22 protein-coding genes and 1 riboswitch are annotated in these 22,408 nt (G+C 69.7%); of the genes, 15 read left to right on the top strand and 7 right to left on the bottom strand.

Features of this window, described 5'->3' with window-relative positions:
• The first annotated feature begins 67 nt into the window (after positions 1-67).
• Complete coding sequence (locus tag IE307_RS30635; protein WP_191302876.1) at positions 68-1,018, top strand: hypothetical protein; 951 nt, start codon at positions 68-70, stop codon at positions 1,016-1,018.
• Here IE307_RS30635 and IE307_RS30630 read toward each other — a convergent pair.
• Complete coding sequence (locus tag IE307_RS30630; protein ID WP_191302875.1) at positions 1,000-1,455, bottom strand: SRPBCC family protein; 456 nt, start codon at positions 1,453-1,455, stop codon at positions 1,000-1,002. The genes IE307_RS30635 and IE307_RS30630 overlap by 19 nt on opposite strands.
• A gap of 59 nt (positions 1,456-1,514) precedes the next feature.
• Between IE307_RS30630 and IE307_RS30625 the strand changes: the two genes are divergently transcribed.
• Positions 1,515-2,051, top strand: a complete 537-nt coding sequence (locus IE307_RS30625; protein WP_229905229.1) for a TetR/AcrR family transcriptional regulator — start codon at positions 1,515-1,517, stop codon at positions 2,049-2,051.
• Here the strand turns inward: IE307_RS30625 and IE307_RS30620 are convergent, their stop codons facing one another.
• Positions 2,052-2,981 (bottom strand): M28 family metallopeptidase, encoded by a 930-nt coding sequence (locus IE307_RS30620; RefSeq protein ID WP_191302873.1) that lies wholly within the window; start codon positions 2,979-2,981, stop codon positions 2,052-2,054.
• Between the two features lie 131 nt (positions 2,982-3,112).
• Between IE307_RS30620 and IE307_RS30615 the strand changes: the two genes are divergently transcribed.
• From IE307_RS30615 to IE307_RS30595, 5 genes are all read left to right on the top strand, one after another.
• Entirely contained in the window at positions 3,113-4,600 is a 1,488-nt protein-coding gene (locus IE307_RS30615; RefSeq protein ID WP_373306052.1) for a potassium/proton antiporter, read from the top strand.
• Positions 4,601-4,673: 73 nt separating this feature from the next.
• Positions 4,674-4,788: riboswitch (SAM riboswitch) on the top strand.
• Between the two features lie 37 nt (positions 4,789-4,825).
• Positions 4,826-6,157 carry an aminotransferase class V-fold PLP-dependent enzyme gene (locus tag IE307_RS30610; RefSeq protein ID WP_191302871.1) on the top strand — a complete coding sequence of 444 codons (1,332 nt, stop codon included), beginning with the start codon at positions 4,826-4,828 and terminating at the stop codon, positions 6,155-6,157.
• 23 nt (positions 6,158-6,180) lie between these two features.
• Positions 6,181-6,957 (top strand): signal peptidase II, encoded by a 777-nt coding sequence (gene lspA, locus IE307_RS30605; protein ID WP_229905228.1) that lies wholly within the window; start codon positions 6,181-6,183, stop codon positions 6,955-6,957.
• 100 nt (positions 6,958-7,057) lie between these two features.
• A complete protein-coding gene (locus tag IE307_RS30600; protein ID WP_191303083.1) occupies positions 7,058-7,942 on the top strand; it encodes an RluA family pseudouridine synthase in 885 nt (294 codons plus the stop codon).
• Positions 7,943-8,015: 73 nt separating this feature from the next.
• The gene (locus tag IE307_RS30595; RefSeq protein ID WP_191302870.1) at positions 8,016-8,612 is read left to right on the top strand and encodes an NAD(P)-dependent oxidoreductase; all 597 of its coding nucleotides are present in this window, start codon (positions 8,016-8,018) and stop codon (positions 8,610-8,612) included.
• On the opposite strand, the gene IE307_RS30590 is transcribed toward IE307_RS30595, so the two are convergent.
• Positions 8,601-9,497: a LysR family transcriptional regulator gene (locus tag IE307_RS30590; RefSeq protein WP_191302869.1), complete on the bottom strand. Its 897-nt coding sequence runs from the start codon at positions 9,495-9,497 to the stop codon at positions 8,601-8,603. The genes IE307_RS30595 and IE307_RS30590 overlap by 12 nt on opposite strands.
• 23 nt (positions 9,498-9,520) lie before the next feature.
• Between IE307_RS30590 and IE307_RS30585 the strand changes: the two genes are divergently transcribed.
• Positions 9,521-10,294, top strand: coding sequence for an inositol monophosphatase family protein (locus IE307_RS30585; protein ID WP_191302868.1), 774 nt, complete (start codon positions 9,521-9,523; stop codon positions 10,292-10,294).
• Here the strand turns inward: IE307_RS30585 and IE307_RS30580 are convergent.
• Positions 10,291-11,124: an Lrp/AsnC family transcriptional regulator gene (locus IE307_RS30580; protein ID WP_191302867.1), complete on the bottom strand. Its 834-nt coding sequence runs from the start codon at positions 11,122-11,124 to the stop codon at positions 10,291-10,293. The two genes, IE307_RS30585 and IE307_RS30580, sit on opposite strands and share 4 nt — an antisense overlap.
• Positions 11,125-11,337: 213 nt before the next feature.
• On the opposite strand from IE307_RS30580, the gene dnaE reads away from it, so the two are divergent.
• On the top strand, positions 11,338-14,850 hold the full coding sequence (gene dnaE, locus IE307_RS30575) for a DNA polymerase III subunit alpha (protein WP_191303082.1): 3,513 nt from the start codon (positions 11,338-11,340) through the stop codon (positions 14,848-14,850).
• On the opposite strand, the gene IE307_RS30570 is transcribed toward dnaE, so the two are convergent.
• Positions 14,847-16,445 carry an MOSC domain-containing protein gene (locus IE307_RS30570; protein WP_191302866.1) on the bottom strand — a complete coding sequence of 533 codons (1,599 nt, stop codon included), beginning with the start codon at positions 16,443-16,445 and terminating at the stop codon, positions 14,847-14,849. The genes dnaE and IE307_RS30570 overlap by 4 nt on opposite strands.
• On the bottom strand, positions 16,445-16,921 hold the full coding sequence (locus IE307_RS30565; protein WP_191302865.1) for a CGNR zinc finger domain-containing protein: 477 nt from the start codon (positions 16,919-16,921) through the stop codon (positions 16,445-16,447). Before IE307_RS30565 ends, IE307_RS30570 begins: the two co-directional genes overlap by 1 nt.
• Before the next feature lie 84 nt (positions 16,922-17,005).
• Here IE307_RS30565 and IE307_RS30560 point away from each other — a divergent pair, with 84 nt between their 5' ends.
• The 5 genes from IE307_RS30560 (at position 17,006) to IE307_RS30540 (ending at position 21,401) form a co-directional block, all read left to right on the top strand.
• Positions 17,006-17,845 (top strand): DUF427 domain-containing protein, encoded by an 840-nt coding sequence (locus IE307_RS30560; RefSeq protein ID WP_191302864.1) that lies wholly within the window; start codon positions 17,006-17,008, stop codon positions 17,843-17,845.
• Positions 17,842-18,486 (top strand): SDR family oxidoreductase, encoded by a 645-nt coding sequence (locus tag IE307_RS30555; protein WP_191302863.1) that lies wholly within the window; start codon positions 17,842-17,844, stop codon positions 18,484-18,486. Before IE307_RS30560 ends, IE307_RS30555 begins: the two co-directional genes overlap by 4 nt.
• A gap of 13 nt (positions 18,487-18,499) precedes the next feature.
• Positions 18,500-18,892, top strand: coding sequence for a VOC family protein (locus IE307_RS30550; protein ID WP_229905227.1), 393 nt, complete (start codon positions 18,500-18,502; stop codon positions 18,890-18,892).
• 27 nt (positions 18,893-18,919) lie between these two features.
• A complete protein-coding gene (locus tag IE307_RS30545) occupies positions 18,920-20,134 on the top strand; it encodes a cytochrome P450 family protein (RefSeq protein WP_373306058.1) in 1,215 nt (404 codons plus the stop codon).
• Between the two features lie 64 nt (positions 20,135-20,198).
• Positions 20,199-21,401: an adenosylmethionine--8-amino-7-oxononanoate transaminase gene (locus IE307_RS30540; RefSeq protein WP_229905259.1), complete on the top strand. Its 1,203-nt coding sequence runs from the start codon at positions 20,199-20,201 to the stop codon at positions 21,399-21,401.
• Here IE307_RS30540 and IE307_RS30535 read toward each other — a convergent pair.
• The gene (locus IE307_RS30535; protein ID WP_191302860.1) at positions 21,374-21,616 is read right to left on the bottom strand and encodes a glutaredoxin family protein; all 243 of its coding nucleotides are present in this window, start codon (positions 21,614-21,616) and stop codon (positions 21,374-21,376) included. The two genes, IE307_RS30540 and IE307_RS30535, sit on opposite strands and share 28 nt — an antisense overlap.
• Positions 21,617-21,652: 36 nt before the next feature.
• Between IE307_RS30535 and bioD the strand changes: the two genes are divergently transcribed.
• Positions 21,653-22,372: a dethiobiotin synthase gene (gene bioD, locus IE307_RS30530; protein ID WP_191302859.1), complete on the top strand. Its 720-nt coding sequence runs from the start codon at positions 21,653-21,655 to the stop codon at positions 22,370-22,372.
• Positions 22,373-22,408: the final 36 nt, after the last annotated feature.

Here is a 22,408-nt window from a genome sequence, read left to right as displayed (position 1 = left end):
GTGAGCGCTCGTCCCTAACGTCGCTGTTGCCTGAGAGGGGGCAACGGTGAAGTTCAGAGGACTTGTGTTGAGCACGGCGTTCCTGGCGGCGTGTGTGGTGGGTTCGCCCGCCGCACACGCCGCCGCTGCGTGTGAACGGGTCGTGGAGGAGCTGCCGGTGCCGGCGCAGCTCTACAGCTTTTACGACGTACTGGGCGGGTCGGACAACGGCGAGTGGGTGCTCGGACGGGGTTACCACTGGCCCAAAGGTGTCGTGACGTTCGCATGGCACAAGGGGGTGCCGCAGGCGGACTTCTACGCCTCGGGTGTGGTCGAGGACGTCAACAACTCCGGAGTGCTGGTCGGCCAGGCGCAGGGGGCGGCCCGACGGGTGGTGAACGGTGTCCCCGAGGCTCTGGCGGACGCGCCGGGATCGGCCGCGTCCCGCGCCCAGCACGTCAACAACCCCGGTGACGTGCTGGGGATGTCCGGTTCCTCCGGTGACCGGGGACAGCTCGTGGTGTGGCCCGGCGGGTCGACCTGGCCGCGGGTGCTGCCGGGCACGAACGACGGCGTCGCCCGCGTCCCGGTGGGCATCACCGACGACGGCACCGCGGTCGCGAGGGTGACGTCGCCCGGCGGCACGGTCCAGGGCCACGCCTGGGACCGCACCGGCAACCGAGTCGCGCTCGAGGCGCTGCCCGGCCACGACTCGGTCAGTCCCGAGTTCGTCGCCGCCGGCAGGATCTTCGGCTCGTCCTCGCAGGGGTCGGGCGCCCGCAAGCCCGTGGAGTGGGGCTTGGACGGCAAGGTCGTGCGAACGCTGCCGGAACTCGACTACGTCAATGACGCGAACGCGTCCGGGCAGGTGCTCGGCAAGACGTGGATCGAGCAGCACGTCGGTGTGGTGCGGGCGCCGGGACAGGTCGAGGTGCTGCCTGGGTTCACGATCGGGATGGTGCTGGCGGACAACGGTGACGTCTACGGCGCCCATTACGGCACGGACAGGCACACGCCGCTTCACGCACGTTGTGGCTGACGCTTCGGCGTGAACAGGCGCCGCACCTGGCGCACGTACCACGACCAGCGGGCCGGGAACTTCGGTTCCCGGCCCGCCGCGCGTTCGAAGCCGTCGAACAGGTCCTCCAGGCACGCGTCGTGCAGCCACCGGACGACCAGCGCCCACCGCACGCGGTCCGCGAAGCCGAAGTCGCCGATCAGCTCGTGCCGGATCACGTCCCCCGAAGCCGAGAGCGTGTGCGACCCGGACAGCCGGGTGAACTCGAAGGTGATCGACTCGCCGGGGACGAACTCCGTGCAGCGGTAGCGGATCGGGCCGTGGCCGCCGTCCGCGCCGGCGCCCAGCGGGCGGTCGAACTCCTGCTTGCCCCAGGCGGGCGGCCACAGCTCCTGGATGCGGTCGACGAACGGGCCGGCGGGCACGCCGAGGTCGCGGGTGTGGACGTTCCTGATCATGAGGATCCCCTTCCATACGGTGGCGTATGTTCCTGGAACGTACGGTAGCGTATGGAAGCGTGGTGCGGCGGAATCGTGACGACTGGACTGAGATGGCGCTGAGAGCGCTGGCCGAAGGCGGGCTTCAAGCCGTTGCGATCGAACCGCTGGCGGCGAGAGCCGGTGCCACGAAAGGCAGTGTGTACCACCACTTCCCGAACCGGGAGGCGTTGCTGAAGGCGACGGCGGAGCGGTGGGAGCGGGAGCACACCGAGAAGGTCATCGAGGTCGTCGAGTCCGAACGGACTCCGCAGGACAAGCTGAAGACGCTCTTCGCCGTGGTGCTCGACCGCACGCGCAAGGGGTCGGTGGAGATGGCGCTGCAGGCGGGGGCCACCAACGACGTGGTCGCGCCGGTCCTGCGGCGCGTCACGGAGAAGCGCCTGACCTACCTGGCCGAGCTGTTCGTGCAGCTGGGGTTCGGCGAGGCCCAGGCGAGGAAGCGCGCGTTGATCGCGTTCAGCCTCTACCTGGGCCAGGCGCAGATGTGGGTGACGCTGCCCGGCCTCGTCGAACCGGTGCTCGACGAGGCCGTGCAGGTGCTCACGGCGAAGTGATCAGGCCGCGGTCGCCCACAACGTGGAGGCGATCACGTCCGCGTTGCGGTCGAGCGCCGTCGCGTTGACGTTCGACGTGGTGTCGCAGGAGCGGTGGTAGCAGCGGTCGAACGCCTGGCCGGCCGTGCCACCCCACTTCGACGCCTGGGCCGAGGTCTTGGTGCCCTCGGCGCCGGTGAACGTGCCGCCGGTCGGGATGCCCGCGCGGGCGAACGCCGCGTGGTCGGAACGGCCGCCGACGTTGGTCAGCTCGGTCGAGACGCCCAGTGCGGTGAAGCCCGCCTGCAGCCGCTGGGTCAGCGCCGCCGAACCGGTGGGCTGGCCGGAGGAGCTGTAGACGAAGTAACCGGGGTTGGGCGAACCGGTCATGTCGAAGTTCAGGTACGCCTTGATCCTCGACTTCTCCGTCGACGACAGGGAGTTCACGTAGTAGGTCGACCCGACGAGGCCGAGCTCCTCCGCGCCCCACCAGCCGAACCGCAGGTGCTTGGTCGGCTGGAAACCGGTGGCCTTCACCTGGAGGGCGACCTCCAGGATCGACGCGGAACCGGTGCCGTTGTCGTTGATGCCGGGGCCCGCGCTGACGCTGTCGAGGTGGCCGCCCAGCATGACGACGTTGTTCGCGTCGCCTCCGGGGTAGTCCGCGATCAGGTTGTAGCCCGTGGCGCCGTTGGAGGTGAACGACTGGACACGCGTGGTGTAGCCGGCCGCGTCGAGCTTGCCCTTGACCCAGTTGATCGAGGCCAGGTACCCCGGTCGTCCGTGAGCGCGGTTGCCGCCGTTGGCGTTCGCGATCGACTGGAACTGGTTGAGGTGCGCTTGCACGTTCGCGACGCTGATGTTCGGTGCCGCCAATGCCGCAGGGGCTGCTTGCGCTGCTGTGGTTCCGGTCACCATCAGGGCGGCCGCCAGCGCGATGAGGATCTTCATGGTTCAACTCCGTGCAGGGTGAGGGATTGAGCCACAGATCAACATGCTCCGCCGCGCATGTGCCCGCTAGGGGCGATCGGCTGGATTTGCGACCTCGTCTGATTCGTCGGAATCGGTGGTGATCAACCAGAATGGTCCAGGTGGGTGACGTGACGGTTGTTCTGGGCATCGGCGCGGCCGTACTGCTGATCTCGGTGATCGCGGTCCGGGTGTCGACCCGCCTCGGGCTGCCCTCGTTGTTGCTGTACCTCGGCATCGGCGTGCTGCTCGGCGAGTCGGTGTTCGGCATCAAGTTCGACGACGCCGACCTCACGCAGTCCCTCGGCATCGCGGCGCTGGTGCTGATCCTGACCGAGGGTGGCATCACCACGCGCTGGAACGCGGTGAAACCCTCGCTGTGGCTGGGCGTCGCACTGTCCACAGTGGCCGTTGTGGTCAGCGTCGCGGTGACCGGCACGGCGTTGCACTTCCTGCTCGGCCTCGACTGGCGGATGGCGTTGCTGTGGGGCGCGGTCCTGTCGTCCACCGACGCGGCCGCCGTGTTCAGCGTCCTGCGCTCGTTGGGCGTCGGGGCGCGGCTCACGGGCGCGCTCGAACTGGAGTCCGGTCTCAACGACGCGCCGGTCTACATCGCCGTCGTGCTGCTGGCGTCGTCGGACCAGATCTCGTGGACCGCGCCGCTTCTGGTGATCTACGAACTGGGTGCGGGCGCGCTCATCGGTGTGGCGCTGGGGTTCCTGGGCGGGGCCGGGCTCAGACGCGCGGCGCTGCCGTCCACCGGTCTGTACCCGCTCGCCACGGTGGCGGTGTGCGTGATGGCTTACACGGCAGGCGATCTCGTGCACGCGTCCGGTTTCCTCGCCACATACGTCGCCGCGCTGGTCCTGGGCAACGCCCGCCTGCCGCACCGCGCCGACACCCTCTCGTTCGCCGAAGGTCTCGGCTGGCTCGCCCAGATCGGGCTCTTCGTGCTGCTCGGCCTCTACGCCTCGCCGTCGCGGTTGCTCGACGTGCTGTTCCCCGCGCTGGTCGCGGGTGTGGTGCTGACGTTCGTGGCCCGGCCGCTGTCGGTGGTGCTGTCCTCGTTGCCGTTCAAGGTGCCGTGGCGGGAACAGGCGTTCCTCTCCTGGTCGGGGCTGCGCGGCGCGGTGCCGATCGTGTTCGCGCTGATCCCGCTGATCCAGGGTGTCGAGGGCGCGCGCGAGCTGGTCGACGTGGTGTTCCTGCTGGTCATCGTCCTGACGGTGGTGCAGGGCACGACGCTGCCGTTCCTCGCGCGGCGGCTCGGGCTGGTGAAGGCGGGCGAGGTGCTGGAGGTCCAGGTCGACTCGTCACCGCTCGACGAGCTCGGCGCCGAGCTGCTGCAGGTGCACATCCAGCGCGGCTCGAAGCTGCACGGCGTCTACATGTCCGAGCTGAGGCTGCCCAGCGGCGCGACGGTCAGCCTCGTGGTGCGCGGCGGGAAGAGTTTCACGCCACAACCGACGACCAGGCTGCAGACCGACGACCAGTTGCTCATCGTCACCACCGAAGAGGTGCGCGATGCCGCTGAGCGGCGCGTTCGTGCCGTCGACAGGGCCGGTCGCTACGCACGGTGGAAGGGCGAGACCGGCGATTGATCGGTCGCCGAGCCTTCTCAGCATGTGAATCGGGTGTCGACGGGAGGATCACGCTCCGCTAACGTCGTCGGCAGGTCATGAGAGCCAGCGTCAAGCCCAAGCTTGCTGGCCGGCAACCCTCCAACCGCGGTGGGGTGCCCTTGGTGAGGACCTGGTCCGGCGCGTGGGGCGCCGGTCAAGCGCGGGCCTTCGCACAACGGGGCCCCTGGCCTCGGAGGCAGCTCGATGACGCTCGCGATCACCCCTGGAACCACCACCGCCGTTCCGGCCGTCGTCGGCGCCGACCTGCGCGTTCCCCTGGTCACCGGAGAGCGCGTGACCTACGCCAACCTCGACCACGCCGCGTCGGCGCCCTGTCTGCAGGAAGTGCGCGACGCCGTCGACGAGCTGCTGCCCTGGTACGCCAGCGTGCACCGCGGCGCCGGGTTCGCCTCGCAGGTCTCGACCCGCGTCTACGAGCAGGCCCGCGATCGCATCCGCAAGTTCGTCGGGGCGCACGCCTCCGACACCGTCGTCTTCACCCGCAACACCACCGATTCGCTGAACCTGTTGGCGCGCAGCGTTCCCAAGAACACCGCCGTCGTGCTGTTCGACAGCGAGCACCACGCGGCGCTGCTGCCGTGGCGCGGCCCGAACGTTCAGCGCGTCCCCGCTCCGTCTTCGTCCGGTGCCGCAGTTGTCGCACTGGACCGGGCTCTGGCCGCCGCCCCGGTCGGCCCCCGGCTCGTGATCGTCACCGGGGCGTCCAACGTCACGGGGGAGCTGTGGCCGGTCGCCGAGCTCGCGAAGGTCGCCCGCCGCCACGGCGCGCGCATCGCGCTCGACGCCGCGCAGCTCGCCCCGCACCGCCCGATCAACGCACGTGAGCTGGGCGTCGACTACATCGCGTTCTCCGGCCACAAGATCTACGCGCCGTTCGGCGCCGGTGTGCTGGTCGGGCGCGCGGACTGGCTGCAGCAGGCCCAGCCGTACCTCGTCGGCGGTGGCGCGACCTCGAAGGTGACCGACCACGGCGACCGCCTCGGCGTGGCCTGGTCCGCGGTGCCCGAGCGGCACGAGGCCGGCAGCCCGAACGTCGTCGGCGTGCACGCGCTGGCCTCGGCGTGCGAGATCCTGTCGCGGCACTGGGAGCAGACCGTCGCGCACGAGCAGGAGCTGCTGACGCGCCTGCAGGACGGCCTGCGCACGGTCCCCGGCTTCCGCGAGCTCGCGATCCTGACCGACGCGGACAAGGTCGGCGTCGTGAGCTTCACGATCTCCGGCTTCGACGCGGGCTTCCTCGCGGCGGCGCTGTCCGCCGAGTACGGCATCGGCGTGCGCGACGGAGCGTTCTGCGCACACGTGATCGTGGGCCGCCTCGTCAAGCAGGTCGGATCGCACGAGGAACGTGCCGTGCGCGCGTCGATCGGCCTCGGCACGACGGCCGAGCACGTGGACCGTTTGGTCGCCGCGCTGCGCACCCTCGTCACCGAAGGTCCGAAGTGGACCTACGTCCAGCGCGACGGCCGCTGGGTTCCGCAGGACGACAACCGAACCTTGCCGCCGTTCCTCGCGTAGTCCCTGTCGTGGACACTGACCTGGTGAGTGACGAGCCCAAGGCCCCGGAGAAGGACGCCGGCAAGACCTCGGACGAGCCCGCGGGCAAGGTCGTGGAGAAGCCCGCGGAACCCCAGGTCAGCGAGCCCGAGACGGCCGCGAGCCCCGTGCTCTCGGGCGAGGTCCCCGAGCCGGAGATGGTGCCCGCGGGGAAGTCCGGGGACGCTCCCGCCGAGACCGGGCAGGCCGAGGAGGAGTTCTCGATCACCGGCTCGCTGCCGGAACCGAGGACGAGGACCCTCGGGATCCTGGCGGCCGGGGTGCTGGCCCTGGACGTGCTCACCAAGGTCGTGTCCGTCGCGTTCCTCGAGGGCGGCGACCCGATCAAGCTGTTCGGCGGCGTGCTCTACCTGACGTTCGTGCGCAACCCCGGCGCCGCGTTCGGCCTCGGCGAGGGCATGACGTGGATCCTCGCGCTGATCGCGCTGGGCGTCGCCGGGTTCATCTTCTGGATCTCGCGCAACCTGCGCTCCCAGGGCTGGGCCGTCGGCCTCGGCCTGGTGCTGGGCGGTGCCGTAGGCAACCTCGCCGACCGCCTCTTCCGCGAACCGGGCCCGATGCGCGGCCACGTCGTCGACTTCCTGTCGCTGTTCGACCCGTACGGCCGGGTGTGGCCGGTGTTCAACGTCGCGGACATGGCCATCATCGGCGGTGGTGTCACGATCATCGTGCTGGCGCTGATGCAGCACGACTACGACGGGACCGTCCACCGGGAGAGCGCGGCCCCCGCGGAGGCCGACGGTCAGCCGGAGCCGAAATAGCTGCTCCTGGTAGTTTCAGCGGGTTCTGCAAGGAGAAGAAGGTCGAGGCCCCCGCGTGAGCGGTTACCGAACGCTGCCGATTCCCGACGGGCTGGACGGCATGCGCGTCGACGCCGGCCTCGCGAAGCTGCTCGGCCTGTCCCGCACCGTCGTCGCCGGCATCGCCGACGCCGACGAGGTGCTGGTCGACGGCCGTGTGGTCGGCAAGTCCGACCGGCTCACCGCCGGGTCGATGCTCGAGATCACGCTGCCCGCGCCGCCGCAGCCGATCACCGTCCAGGCGATCCCCGTCGAGGGCCTGGTGATCATCCACGAGGACGACGACATCATCGTCGTGGACAAGCCCGTCGGTGTCGCCGTGCACCCGTCGCCGGGCTGGACCGGGCCGACCGTGGTGGGCGGGCTCGCCGCCGGCGGTCACCGCGTCGCCACGTCCGGTGCCGCCGAGCGCCAGGGCGTCGTGCACCGGCTCGACGTCGGCACGACCGGCGTGATGGTGGTCGCGAAGTCCGAGTCCGCGTACTCGGCCCTGAAGCACGCCTTCAAGGAGCGGACCGTCGACAAGGTCTACCACGCGATCGTGCAGGGCCACCCGGACCCGATCAAGGGCACCATCGACGCCCCGATCGACCGCCACCCGAGGCACGACTACAAGTTCGCGGTGATGCAGGACGGCAAGCCGTCCATCACGCACTACGAGGTCATGGAGGCCTTCCGCGCGGCGTCGTTCGTCGAGGTGCACCTGGAGACCGGCCGCACGCACCAGATCCGCGTGCACTTCTCGGCGCTGCACCACCCGTGCGTCGGCGACCTGACGTACGGGGCCGACCCGACGCTGGCCAAGCGGCTCGGCGTGACGCGGCAGTGGCTGCACGCGCGCCAGCTCGGTTTCCACCACCCGGCCGACGGCCAGTGGGTCTCGTACACGTCGGAGTACCCGGCTGACCTGGCCGTTTCACTCGAGAAGCTGCGCGAGGAAGGCTGATTGCGCCTGAGTAAATCACCGGTTGACTACATTGCACTTGATGTTAATCGGTGTGCTCAATAGCGTTCTCGGCATGCACCTGACAATCCTCGCGGCCTCCGGCCGGACCGGTCTCGCCCTCACCCGCCAGGCGTTGGAGCGCGGCCACACCGTCACGGCGATCGCCCGCGACCCGCAGCGCATCGCTCTTGACCACTCGAACCTGAGCAAGGTCGCCGGCGACGTGAGCGACCCGGCGAGCATCGCGGTCGACGCGGACACCGTCGTCCTGTCCGGTCTCGGCACGGACCGGGCGGGCGTGCTGCTCGACGGCGCCAAGGCCGTCGTCGCCGCCGGTCCGCGCCGGATCATCTGGCTCGGCACGTACGGAACGGGCCCGTCGGCCGACGCGGCGGGCGAGGGGGCCGCCGTGCTCTGGAAGTTCTTCGGCGACCGCATCCCGGACAAGGTCGCGGCCGACACCGCCGTCCTCGCCGCCGGTGGCACCGTCTTCCACGCCGGGGTGCTCACCGACGACCCGCTGGCTCCCGGCCGCACGGTCGGCCTGGACGCCGCGCCGCCGTTCGACCTCGGCGCGAAGGTCAGCAGGGAGACCGTCGCCGCCGCGATGCTCGACGAGGCCGAGAACCCGCGCTTCCCCGGAGCGGTCGCGTTGCCGCTAGCGGGCTAGGACGTCGGCGACGGTCGTCCGCACCTGGTCGCGCAGCCAGGCGTGGGCGAGGTCGGAGTCGTAGCGCTGGTGCCAGTTGCCGTGGATCCGCGCCTGCGGCGACTCGGCCGGCAACGGCCGGATGACCAGCCCGAACGCCTCGATCAACGGCCTGCAGAGGATCGCCGTGGTGGTGACCAGGGCGTCGCTCGCCGCCACGATCTGCAGGGCGGAGTGCACCGTCGCCACGGTCGCGATCACCTTGCGCTGCAACCCTTCCGCGGCCAGCAGGTCGTCGATCGGGGCGGTGAACCTGCCGCGGCGTGAGACCAGCACGTGCGGATAGGCCGCGTACGCGCGCAGGTCCAGTTCGGTGCACGGGTGGGCGGACCGCATGACCACGGCGAGCGGGTCGGTGCCGAACACCTCCGAGCGGAACTCGGGCAGGTCGGGGATGCCGCCGCCCAGCTCCAGGTCGACTCGCCCGTGCCGCAGGTCGTCGGTGTCGCCGGAGTGCTCGGCCAGCACCCGCAACCGCACACCGGGCGCCCGCTCCGCGATCCGCCCGACCAACGCCGGCACCACCGACGAGGCGAGGGCGTCGTGGCACTGGATCGTGAACGTGCGCTCCAGTTCCGCGAGGTCCAGCTCACGGCTCGGCGCCAGCACGGCGTTGGCCTCCCGCACCAGCCGATGCACCTCCTCGGCGATGCCGAGCGCGTACGGCGTGGGCGTCATCGAGTGGCCCGTCCGCACGAGGATGTCGTCGCCGGTTACCTTCCTGATCCGCCCGAGCGTCCGGCTGACCGCGGGCGACGACAGGTGCAGCCGCTGCGCCGCCCCCATCACGCTGCCCTCTTCGAGCAGGGCGTCCAGCACGACCAGCAGGTTCAGATCCGCTTGCATGACAGTCAATCTTGGAGGAAGCCATGTCCGCCGCCACCACCGCCACCGTCTCCGCCGCCGTCCGCCGCGCCGGAGCGCGGATGCTCAGGCGCTTTTCGACCGAGTCCCGCGCCTCCTCCCTCGCCGAGATCGTCGCCACCGTCCGGGCCAACGACGCCGCCGTCGCCGACCTGCTCAGGCCGGAGCTGGAGGCGATCCGCCCGCAGGCGCGCTGGGACGACGACGAACACGGCTCCGGCCCCCTCGACGACGGCGAGTGGTGGCTGGTCGACCCCGTCGGCGGCAACATGAACGCCGTCCACGGCATGACCGACTGGAACATCGGCGTCAGCCTCGTCCGCGACGGCCGCCCGGTCCTCGCCGTCGTGTACTTCCCGCTGTTCGACGAGATGTTCACGGCCACCGAGGGCGGCGGGGCGTTCCTGAACGGCGTCCGGCTCCAGGTCTCGGACAAGACCTCGCTGGACGGCGCGCTGGCCGGCACCGGTCAGGCCCAGCCGGGCCAGGGACCGGAGATGGCGGACCGGGTCGGCGCGGCCTACAGTGCGATGTCGAAGCACGCCCTCTACGTCCGGATCTCCGTGCCGGTCACCCACCAGCTCGCCCAGGTCGCCGCCGGGCGGATGGACCTGCACTGGCAGTACGACAACGTGCGCGCGCACGCCTCAGGTGTGCTGCTCGTGCAGGAGGCCGGCGGGGTCGTCACCGATCTGGACGGCAAACCGTGGGAGCTGACGAGCCGTGAGTACCTGGCTTCCACGCCCGGCCTGCACGCCGCGGCGCTGGCTCTTCTCTAGTCTTCGACGGTCCAGACCAGGGTGTTCAGGTCCACCTCGGGGCGCACGCTCCACCGGACCTGGATCACCTCGGTCGCGTCCGGCAGCACGAACACGCTGTGCCCGCCCGCCGTCTCGCCCGGCTGCACGCCGAGCTTGTGCGCGGGCCGCGAGGACAGCGAGACGGGCGCCTTCGTCACGGTCTCGCCGGACTTGGTCACGAGGACCAGGTACATGTCCGGCAGTGAGGTGAACGGCACCTGCGAGGTGTTCGTCACCTCGGTGTGCACGACCACGGACCGTTCGCCCTCGGCGAGCTTGTAGCCGGCCGCGGTGAACAGGAAGTCCGCCGGGTCGACGACCTCGACCAGCTGGATCGAGAGCCGGGCACCCTCGAGGCTGTCCGCCTCCAGGGCCGTGCCGATCTTGCCGGTCCGCGAGACGGGCTTGGGCTGCGGCTGGTCGGCGCGCACCCAGCCGGCGGACTGGGGCGGGCCCCAGGTCTGCTGCGGCTGCTGCTGCGCCGGGAACGGCTGGCTGATCGGGCCCTGCGGACCGTAGGGCTGCTGGACCTGGTGCGGACCGCTATGGTGCACCGCGTACGGGCCGGACGGCGGACCGCCCATGTAGTTGCCGTAGGCTGCGGCGTTCGCGAGGGCCCTGCGCACACCGTTCGGGTCGCACTCCACGCCCACCAGCAACGGCAGGCCGCTGCCCGAGAGGGTGATCAGGCGCATGGCGGCCTCGCGCGGGTCCATGCCCAGGCGCTGGGCGATCTCGTGCACGGCGGCGCGGCCCGACTCGGCGAGAACGGCGAGCAGGCGAGCGTCTACGGGATCGGGGGCCACCACTGTTCGAACGCTACCCGGCGGCCCTGACAGCCGTGTCACCGCGTACCCGATCGAGATCACCGCGAGAAACCCCCGAGCCTCCGTGAGGTGATCTTGGAGGCGGGATAGGGTTGGCGGATCCGGAATTCGCGTCCTTCCCACGCGTCCGTTCGATCTCCTGGAGGTACCGTGGCGGACTCGTTTGTGCATCTGCACGTGCACACCGAGTACTCGATGCTCGACGGTGCGGCCAAGGTGGCCCCGCTGTTCGAAGAAGCCGGGCGGCTCGGCATGACCGCTGTCGGCATGAGCGACCACGGCAACATGTACGGGTCCGACGAGTTCTACCAAACGGCGATGAAGACCGGCATCAAGCCGATCATCGGCATCGAGGCCTACCTCGCCCCGCACAACCGGCTGCACAAGAAGCCGGTCGCCTGGGGCGACCCCGGTCAGCGCAGCGACGACATCTCCGGTGCCGGCGCCTACACGCACATGACGATGTGGGCGCGCAACGCGGAGGGCCTGCGCAACCTCTTCCGGTTGCACACCGAGGCCAGCAAGACGGGCTACTACTACAAGCCCCGCATGGACCGCGAGCTCGTCTCGCAGCACGCCGAGGGCATCATCGCGACGACCGGCTGCCCGTCCGGTGAGGTGCAGACCCGGCTGCGGCTCGGGCAGGTGCCGGAGGCGATCCAGGCCGCGTCCGACTACCAGGACATCTTCGGCAAGGAGAACTTCTTCCTGGAGCTGATGGACCACGGCCTCGAGATCGAGCGCAGGGTCCGCGACGGTCTGCTGGAGATCAGCCGCAAGCTCGGCATCCCGCCGCTCGCGACGAACGACAGCCACTACGTCACCAAGGACCAGGCGGACACGCACTCGGCGTTGCTCTGCGTGCAGTCCGGCAAGATGCTGACCGACCCGAACCGGTTCAAGTTCGACGGCGACGGCTACTACCTGAAGTCGTCCGAGGAGATGCGCCAGATCTGGAAGGACCTGCCGGAGGCGTGCGACAACACGCTGCTGGTCGCGTCCATGGTCGAGTCCTACGACGACATCTGGTCCGTCAAGGACCGGATCCCGAACTTCGAGGTCCCCGAGGGCGAGGACCAGGCGTCCTGGTTCCGCAAGGAGATCCGGCGCGGGCTCGAGTGGCGGTTCCGGGGCCAGGAGGTCCCGGAGGAGTACATCAAGCGCTGCGACTTCGAGGCCCAGGTCATCATCGACAAGGGCTTCCCGGCGTACTTCCTGATCGTCGCCGACCTGATCAACTACGCCCGCAGCGTGGGCATCCGCGTCGGTCCCGGCCGCGGTTCGGCCGCGGGTGCCGCCGTGTCGTGGGCGATGGGCATCACGAACATCGACCCGATCCCGCACGGCCTGCTGTTCGAGCGGTTCCTGAACCCCGAGCGCACCGCCATGCCCGACATCGACATCGACTTCGACGACCGCCGTCGAGGCGAGATGATCCGGTACGCCAGCGAGAAGTACGGCGCCGACAAGGTCGCCCAGGTGATCACCTTCGGCACCATTAAGACCAAGGCGGCGCTGAAGGACTCGGCGCGCGTCCACCACGGTCAGCCGGGCTTCGCGATCGCCGACAAGATCTCCAAGGCGCTGCCGCCGCCGATCATGGCGAAGGACATCCCGCTCAACGGCATCGTCAACAAGAGCCACCCGCGCTACGGCGAGGCCGCCGAGGTCCGGTCGCTGCTCGAGACCGACTCGCAGGTGAAGGAGATCTTCGACACCGCGCTCGGCCTCGAGGGCCTGATCCGCAACGCGGGCGTGCACGCCTGCGCGGTGATCATGTCGAAGGACCCGCTCACCGAGTCCATCCCGCTCTGGTACCGCGACGACGGCTCGTTCATCACCGGCTGGGACTACCCGTCGTGCGAGAACATCGGCCTGCTGAAGATGGACTTCCTCGGGCTGCGCAACCTCACGGTCATGGGCGACGCCGTCGACAACATCGAGGCCAACCGCGGCAAGGACGCGGTCCCGGACTTCGACACGCTGCCGATGGACGACCCGGAGACCTACGCGCTGCTCGGCCGCGGTGACACGCTCGGCGTGTTCCAGCTGGACGGCGGGCCGATGCGCGACCTGCTGCGCCGCATGCAGCCGACGACGTTCGAGGACATCGTCGCGGTCGGCGCGCTGTACCGCCCCGGCCCGATGGGTGTGAACGCGCACAACGACTACGCGGACCGCAAGAACGGCCGCCAGGAAGTCAAGCCGATCCACCCGCAGCTCGAGGAACCGCTCAAGGTGATCCTCGGCGAGACGCACGGTCTGATCGTCTACCAAGAGCAGATCATGTTCATCGCCCAGGAGGTCGCGGGCTACTCGATGGGCCGCGCGGACGTGCTCCGCAAGGCCATGGGCAAGAAGAAGGCCGAGGTCCTGGCCAAGGAGTTCGAGGGCTTCCAGGAGGGCATGCGCAACGACCCGCGCGGCTTCTCCGACGAGGCGATCAAGGCGCTGTGGGACACGATCCTCCCGTTCGCCGGCTACGCGTTCAACAAGTCGCACGCCGCCGCGTACGGCCTGATCTCGTACTGGACGGCGTACCTCAAGGCGAACTTCCGCGCCGAGTACATGGCCGCCCTGCTCACCTCGGTCGGTGACAACAAGGACAAGTCCGCGGTCTACCTCGCGGAGTGCCGCCGCCTGGGCATCAAGGTCCTCCCGCCGGACGTCAACGAGTCGGCGCTGCGCTTCGGTGCGGTCGGCACGGACATCCGCTTCGGCATGGGCGCGATCCGCAACGTCGGCGCGAACGTCGTCGAGTCGATCATCAAGTCCCGCAGGGAGAAGGGCGCCTACACGTCCTTCACGGACTTCATGGACAAGTCCGAGCTCGTCGCCTGCAACAAGCGCGTGATCGAGTCGCTGATCAAGGCCGGCGCGTTCGACTCGTTCGGCCACACCCGCCTGTCGCTGATCCAGGTGCACGAGGACGCGGTCGACGCCGTCGTCCCGATCAAGCGCAAGGAGGCCGAGGGCCAGTTCGACCTGTTCGGCGGCGACAGCGCCGACGACCAGGACGACAGCACGTCTCCCTTGGCACACCTCAAGTTCGGCACGGACGAGTACCCGCGCAAGCAGATGCTCAGCCTCGAGAAGGAGATGCTGGGGCTCTACGTCTCCTCGCACCCCCTCGACGGCGCCGAGCGGATCCTGCGCAAGTTCGCGCCGCGGCCGATCGCCGTCGTGCTCGACGACCCGCCCAAGGAAGGCGAGCTGATCGTCTCGGGCATGATCTCGTCGATCGAACGCCGGGTGAACAAGAACGGCCTGCCGTGGGCGATCACGGTGATCGAGGACCTGGACGCGTCCATCGAGGTGCTGTTCTTCCCGAAGTCCTACGAGGTGCTGCGCGACGACCTGGAGCTCGACTCCGCCGTGTGCGTGAAGGGCCGGGTGAACTGGCGCGAGGACAAGATGGCGATCTTCGGCGACGGTGTCGTCCCGCTCGACATCAGCGACGCGGAGGCGAACCCCGGAGCGGACCCGCCCCTCGTCCTCGGGCTGCAGACCAAGACGCTGACGCCGGAGCTGATCGAGGAACTCAAGATCGTCTTCAAGTCGCACGAGGGCCAGGTCGCGGTGCACCTGGAGGTGCAGAAGCGCGACAAGTCCAAGGAGATGCTGGTGGTGGACAACTTCCGGGTCAACACGACACCGTCGCTCTTCGGTGACCTCAAGACGATCCGCGGCATCACCATCCAGCGTTAGAGGTCCAGGACCAGGTCGGTCTCCGGCCGCGCGCAGCAGATCAGCGCGTTGCCGGAGGTCGGCGGTTCCAGCGGCTCCGGCTCGTTGCGGACGGTGCCGGACAGCACCGGGGTCACGCACGTGTGGCAGACACCGGTGCGGCACGACCAGCGCGTCGGGACGTCGCAGGCCTCGGCCAGCTCCAGGATCGACGCGTCGCCGCGCCACGCCGCGGTCAGGCCGCTGCGGGCGAACGTGATCTTCGGGCCGGTGCCCTGCGGGGCGGGCTGGTGCGGTGCGACCGGTGCGGCGCCGGTGATTCCCGGGTTGATCGACGAGCGGGCGCCGAAGAGCTCGGTGTGGACGCGGGCCGGGTCGAGGCCTTGCGCGATGAGCGCCTCCCGCATGTCGTCCATGAACGCGTTGGGACCGCAGAGGTACGCGCTCGCGTTGGCGGGCAGGGCTTTGAGGTGCTCGCGGGTCAGCCGGCCGTTGTCCGAGTAGTGGATCAGCGTGTGCAGTGGCTCGAGCCGCTGCACCTCAGCGGCGAACGCCTGGTCGGCTGAACGCGTGGTGTGCAGCCACCAGACCTCGCGGCCGGTGCCCTTGAGCGCGTGCAGCATCGCGAGCACCGGCGTGATGCCGACTCCCGCCGACAGCAGGACGACCGGTTCGTCGCCCGCCTCCAGGACGAACTCGCCTCGGGGAGCGGCCACTTCGAGCGTGTCGCCCACCTCCACGTGCTCGTGGAGCCACGTGCTGACCACGCCGTCGCGTTTGACGCTGATCCGGTACAAGTCCGACGAGAGCGAGTAGCTCCGCACGCCGCCCGGCACGCGGACGGTCAGGTACTGCCCGGGCAGCGCACGCGGCAGGTCGTCGCCGGCGAGGTGGAACGACGTCACGGTCGCGCTCTCCGGCACGACGGCCTCGACCCGCAACGGCCGGAACCCCTCCCAGCCGACGGGTTCCGGCCGCGGGGGAGTCAGCAGGTCGCGGAACGAGCCCTGCCAGCCGGGGCTCAGTGCCGGGATGTCGACGGCCTTGCGGAGCTGTTCCTCGTCCTTGCCCGGCAGGTACAGCAACGCGTCGATCGCGGCCACGCTCATCCGGTGCCGCCCGACGCGGGTCCTGACGATCTCGTCGCCCGCCCGCACCTCGCCCTCGGTGATCACGCGCAGGTAGAAGCCGGGGCGGCCGTGCGCGACCATCAACGACGGCATGCGCGGTTCGCCGAGCCGCATGCCGACGCGGTAGCAGGTGACGCGGGGCTGGGTGACCTCGAACTCGGCCTGCCCGACGCGAAACCGGTCGCCGATGTGCACCTCGGTGTCGGCCAGGCCCTCGACGGTGAAGTTCTCCCCGAACTGGCCGTACTCGAAGGAGCGCCCCAGTTCCCGCCGCCAGTGTTCGTACGACTCCCGTTGGTACACCAGGACAGAGCGGTTCTCGCCGCCGTGCCCGCCGAGGTCGCCTTGGCCGTCGCCCTCGATGTTGAGCCTGCGCACCATCAGCGGCCCGTCGGCGGGGTGTTTGAAGATTCCTGTGTGGACGGTCTTGCCGTGCCACGACACGTCCTTCGGCATACCGACGTTGAGCGACAGCAGGCGGGCCATCACTGAGCTCCTCGCGTGCGCTGGTAGTGGCGGCGGGCCTTCATCCTGTTGCCGCAGACCGCCATCGAACACCAGCGGGCGCTGTTCGGCTTGCTGTGGTCGATCAGGAACAGGCGGCACTCGGGGTTCGCGCACGGCCGCAACCGGCCGGGGCTCGACACCCGCAGCGCGTCCCACTCGAGCACGGCCTGCGCGGCGGCGGTGCGGTTCCCTGGCAGGTCCAGGTGCCACACGACGCCGGACGCGTCGACGCCGGCCCGTTGCCGGACGCCCTCGACGAACGGGGCCAGCACCGCCGGTTCCTCCTGGCCCCGCACCACGGCCTGCAGCGCGTCGCGGGCCGCGGTCAACGCCCGCAGTTCGTCGTCGGAGGCGGGCAGGCCGTGCGCTGCCAGCCAGTGCGGGCCTTCCTCCGTCAGCACGTCGTGCTGCCCGTCGTCCAGCACGGGTGTCGTGTTCAGCAGGTCGAGCAGCATCCCTAACCTCCAAAGTGACCCTTGACAGGTTATACGACGAGATGCCTAACTATCAACCATCACTTAAAGGGTTAGGAGATGGTCATGGGTCTGTCGTGGCAGCAGGGTCCGCTGGGTGCGAAGGCGGTGGGGCGGTTCCTCACGCCGGAACCGTTGCCGGAACGGCTGTTGTTCGCCGAACCGCTGCGCCGCCGGATGCGCGTGAAGCACGGCGGGGCGTGGGTCGCGGACAGCGAGGACGTCGTGCTGCTGCACGAACCCGGCCGTTATCCCGTCGCGTACTTCCCGCGGGACGACGTCACGGGCCTCGAAGACGAGGCGCGCACGACGAACCACCGCGATCTGGGCGCGACCACGTGGTTCGCGGTCGGTGGGACGAAGCACGCGGCGTGGCAGCACACCGACCTGCCCGGCCACGCGAGCGAACTGGAGGGGCGGGTCGCTTTCGCCTGGCGCGCAATGGAAGCGTTCTACGAGGAGGACGAGCGGATCGTCGGGCACGCGGCCGATCCGTACCACCGCGTCGACATCCGGCGGACCTCGCGCCACCTCGTCGTGCGGGACGGCGAGCGGGTCGTCGCGGACACGAAGAGGCCGCTGGTGCTGTACGAATCGGGCTTCGCGCCGCGCTGGTACGTGCCGCGCGAGGACGTCGACGCGTCGGCTCTCCGGCACGTCGAAGGCGAGACCTTCTGCCCCTACAAGGGTTTGGCGAGCTACTACGACATCGGTGACCGCAGGCGCGCCGCCTGGTCGTACCCGGAGGCGTGGGCCGAGGTCGGGCCGGTGAAGGACTGGGTCTCGTTCGAACCGGACGTCGTCGACGTGTACCTCGACGACCGCAAGCTCGCGCTCGAAGCAGGACAGACCGTTGTGCCGCACGGTGTCGACCGCGGCCTCACCCCTGAGGAGGTCCAGCGATGAAGGTCCTGATCATCGGCCGTGACAGCGGCATCGCCGGTGCGGTGGCCGCCAGGGTGCGCGACGCCGGCGGCACCGTCGTGATGGCCGGACGCAACCAGGACGAGCACGTCGACCTGACCGACGAGGCCAGTGTCGCGGCGCTCGCCGAGCGGATCGGCGAGGTCGACCACGTCGTGTCCACCGCGTCGGCCAGGGCCCGCGGTACGGCGGCCGACCTCGATCGCGACGCCGTCCGGGCCTCGTTCGACGTCAAGGTCATCGGTCCGATCCTGCTGGCCAGGCATTTCGCGCCGCGTCAGTCGTTCGTCTTCTTCTCCGGCGCCTCGGCTCGCAAGGTCATGCCGGGCATGCTCGCGGTCGGGGCGACGAACGCCGCCGTCGACGCGGTGACGAGGAGCCTCGCCGTCGAACTCGCGCCGATCCGGGTCAACGCGATCTCGCCCGGCACGATCGACACCGGCGCCCACGACGGTCTCGGTGCGGAGAAGAAGGCCGCGCTGTTCGCGTCCCGCGAGGCCACGAGCCCCGCCGGTCGCGTCGGAAGCGCCGAGGAGGTCGCCGACGCGGTGTTCTTCGCGCTCACGAACTCGTTCCTGACCGGCACCTCGCTGGCGGTCGACGGTGGAGAGGCGCTGGTCTGAGGTGGACTACCGCGTGGAGGTCCTCACCATTCCCGTCAGCGATCCCGACAGGGCCATCGCCTTCTACACGAAAATGGCCGGATTCGAGCTGGATGTCGACTATCGGCCCAATGACGACTTCCGCGTCGTCCAACTGACTCCGCCCGGTTCGGGGTGTTCCATCCAGTTCGGCACGGGCTTCGGCGCGTACCTCGTGGTGAACGACATCGAGGCCGCGCACCGCGACTTCGCCGCACGGGGAGTGGATGTGAGTCCGTTGCGGCACAAGGCGGGCATGCCGGACTGGCAGGGCCTGTTCGTACCCGGCGCGGACCCGGCCCACCGCAACTACGCCAGCTTCTTCGACTTCACCGACCTGGACGGAAACCGGTGGACGGTGCAGGAAAGAGGTTCACTCGAGAAATAGTGGCGAGGCTTGAGTAAACGGGGTTAACTGGGTGAGGTGACGACACTCACCCAGTTGCCCGACGACTACGTCCAGAACCCGCACGCGGTGCACGACATGCTGCGCGCGGAGGGTCCCGTGCGGGAAGTCCGCATGCCGCGTGGGCTCAAGGTCTGGCTCGTGACTCGGTACGACGAGGCGAAGATCGCCCTCACGGCTCCCGAGATCAGCAAGAACGTCGTGGAGGGCGGCCACCTCATGGCCGTGCACTCCTCGGACCCCGAGCAGGTCCGCAGGTTCGAACCCACGTTCTCCGCGAACATGCTCAACCTGGACCCGCCCGACCACACCCGGCTGCGCAAGCTCGTGACCAAGGCGTTCACCGCGCGCCGCGTCGAGCTGCTGCGCCCGCGCGTGCAGGAGATCGCCGCCGAGCTGATCTCGAAGCTGAACGACGGCGACGAAGTGGACCTGCTGGACGTCTTCGCGTTCCCGCTGCCCATCACGGTGATCTGTGAGCTGCTCGGGATCCCGATCGACAACCGCGACGACTTCCGCGAGTGGTCGAACCAGCTGCTGTCCTTCGGCACGCCGGAACAGGTCAAGGCGGCGGCCGGCTCGATGGCCGCGTTCCTGTTCCAGCACGTCACGGCCATCGCCGAGGCCGAACCGAACGACACGTTCTTCTCCGCCCTCGTGCACGCCGACGAGTCCGGCGACCGGCTGAACACCGAAGAGCTGATCTCGATGGCGTTCCTGCTGCTCGTGGCGGGCCACGAGACGACGGTGAACCTCATCGGCAACGCGGTGCTGTCGCTGTTGCAGAACCCGGACCAGCTGCAGGTGCTCAAGGACCGCCCGGAGCTGATCCCGGCGAGCACCGAGGAGTTCCTGCGGCTGGAGGGACCGGTCAACGTCGCGACCTTCCGCTACACCAAGGAAGCCCTCGACCTCGGCGGTGTCACGGTGCCCGCGGGCGAGATCCTGATGGTGTCGCTGGTCGCCGCGAACCGCGACCCGGAGCGCTACGAGAACCCCGATCAGCTCGACGTGACGCGGTCCGCGCAGGGCCACGTCGCGTTCGGCCACGGCATCCACTTCTGCGTCGGCGCGCCGCTGGCCCGCCTGGAGTTCGACGTGGCGATGACGCAGCTGCTGGCGCGGTTCCCGAACCTGACGCTCGCCGCGGAGCCGGAGACGCTGGTGTGGCGGGACAGCACGCTGATCCGCGGCCTGCACACCCTCCCCGTCCGCCTCGCCTAATGTGCAGCGGGTGGACGACCTGCTGAAGCTCGACCAGGCGCACGTCTGGCACCCGTACGGCCCCATGCCGGGCACCCAGGAGCCGCTGCTCGTCGCGGAGGCCTCGGGTGTCCGGCTCACGCTCGCGGACGGCCGGGAGCTGGTCGACGGCATGTCGTCGTGGTGGGCGGCCATCCACGGCTACCGCCACCCCGTGCTGGACGCCGCGGTCACCGAGCAGATCGGCCGGATGAGCCACGTGATGTTCGGCGGGCTCACGCACGAGCCCGCCATCCGGCTCTGCCAGAAGCTCGTCGAGATCACGCCCGAGCCCCTGCAGCACGTGTTCCTCTGCGACTCCGGTTCGGTGTCGGTCGAGGTCGCGGTGAAGATGTGCCTGCAGTACTGGCGTTCGCGGAACCGTCCGGAGAAGCACCGCCTGCTGACGTGGCGCGGCGGCTACCACGGGGACACCTTCACCCCGATGTCCGTCTGCGACCCCGACGGCGGGATGCATTCGCTGTGGCGTGGAATCCTGCCGCAGCAGGTGTTCGCGGACGAGCCGCCCGCTGAGATGGACACCGCGTACGTCCAGCACCTCGCCGACCTGATCGAGGAGCACGCGCACGAACTGGCCGCGATCATCGTGGAGCCGGTCGTGCAGGGCGCCGGGGGCATGCGCTTCCACGACCCGCGCTACCTGCACGTCCTCCGTGAACTCGCGTACACGCACGACGTGCTGCTGGTGTTCGACGAGATCGCCACCGGCTTCGGTCGCACGGGTGAGCTGTTCGGTGCCGATCACGCGAACGTCAGCCCGGACGTGATGTGCCTCGGCAAGTCGCTGACCGGCGGATACATGACCATGGCCGCCACCCTGTGCACGTCACGGGTCGCGGAAGGGATCAGCCAGGGCGAGGTGCCGGTGCTCGCGCACGGGCCGACGTTCATGGGCAACCCGCTGGCGTCGGCCGTGTCGCTGGCCTCGATCGACCTGCTGCTGTCGCAGGACTGGAAGCGTGAGGTCGCCCGCATCTCCGCAGGGCTTTCGAACGGACTCGCGCCCGCACGCGCGTTGCCCGGCGTTCGAGACGTGCGGGTGCTGGGCGCTATCGGTGTCGTGCAACTGCATGAGCCCGTGGACATGGCACGGGCCACCAAGGCGGCCGTGGACGCGGGTGTGTGGCTGCGGCCGTTCCGCGACCTGATCTACACGATGCCGCCGTTCGTGAGCACGGACGACGACATCGCGGCGATCTGTCAGGGCGTGATCGCGGCCGCGAGCTGAGTGTCGGTCGGCTCGACCAGGAAGTCGCCGTTCGGGAGCACGACGACAGGGATGTTCTGGCGGCCCGCGATCGCGACCGCCCTGTCCCGCGCCGCGTCGTCGTGCTCGACGTCGACGTAGGTGAACGGCACGTTGTTGCGGGTCAGCCAGGACTTGGCCCGGCGGCAGTCACCACACCATTCGGCGCCGTACATCACGATCGGTTGTTCACTCATGCCGTCACCGTAGGTGAGCGCCTAGGGTGATGGCCTGTGAGCGTGCTGGTGATCACCGGAACCGGGACAGAGGTCGGCAAGACCGCCGTCACCGCGGGCATCGCGGCGCTGGCCAGGGCAGAAGGCAGACGGGTCGCGGTGCTCAAGCCCGCGCAGACCGGCCTGCTGCCCGGCGAGCCGGGCGACGTGGCGGAGGTGGCGCGGCTCGCGGGCGACGTGACGACCCGTGAGCTGGCCAGATACCCGGACCCGCTCGCCCCGGCCACCGCGGCGAGACGCGCGGGCATGGCCACCGTGCACCCCAAGGACGTCGCCGCCGAGGTCACCGCGCTCGACGAGACCCACGACCTGGTGCTGGTCGAGGGCGCCGGCGGTCTGCTCGTGCGGTTCGACGAGGCCGGTTCCACGTTGGCCGACATCGCGTGGGCGGTGAACGCGCCCGTCCTGATCGTGGCCCAGGCGGGGCTCGGGACGCTGAACACGACGGCGTTGACGGCCGAGGCGCTACAACGCCGCGGGCTGGAGGCGATCGGTGTCGTCGTCGGCAGCTGGCCGTCGCACCCGGACCTGGCGTCGTTGACGAACCTGGCGGACCTGCCCGAGGCGGCGGGCGCTCCGTTGCTCGGCGCGCTGCCGCAGGGTGTGACGAAGCTCGGTCCGGTGGACTTCACGGCGGTCGCCAAGAGATCGTTCTCACCGTGGTTCGGGGGCGAGTTCGACCCGGAGACGTTCGCCGCTCAGTTCGCGGTCCAGTGACCTACGTCGCTCCACGATGAAGGATTCAGTGCGGCA

Origin of the sequence: Lentzea cavernae (assembly GCF_014653695.1) — a bacterium.
GTDB lineage: Bacteria > Actinomycetota > Actinomycetes > Mycobacteriales > Pseudonocardiaceae > Lentzea > Lentzea cavernae.
The sequence above is the reverse complement of the archived record's forward strand: the minus strand, read 5'-3'. Positions and strand labels throughout refer to the sequence as shown.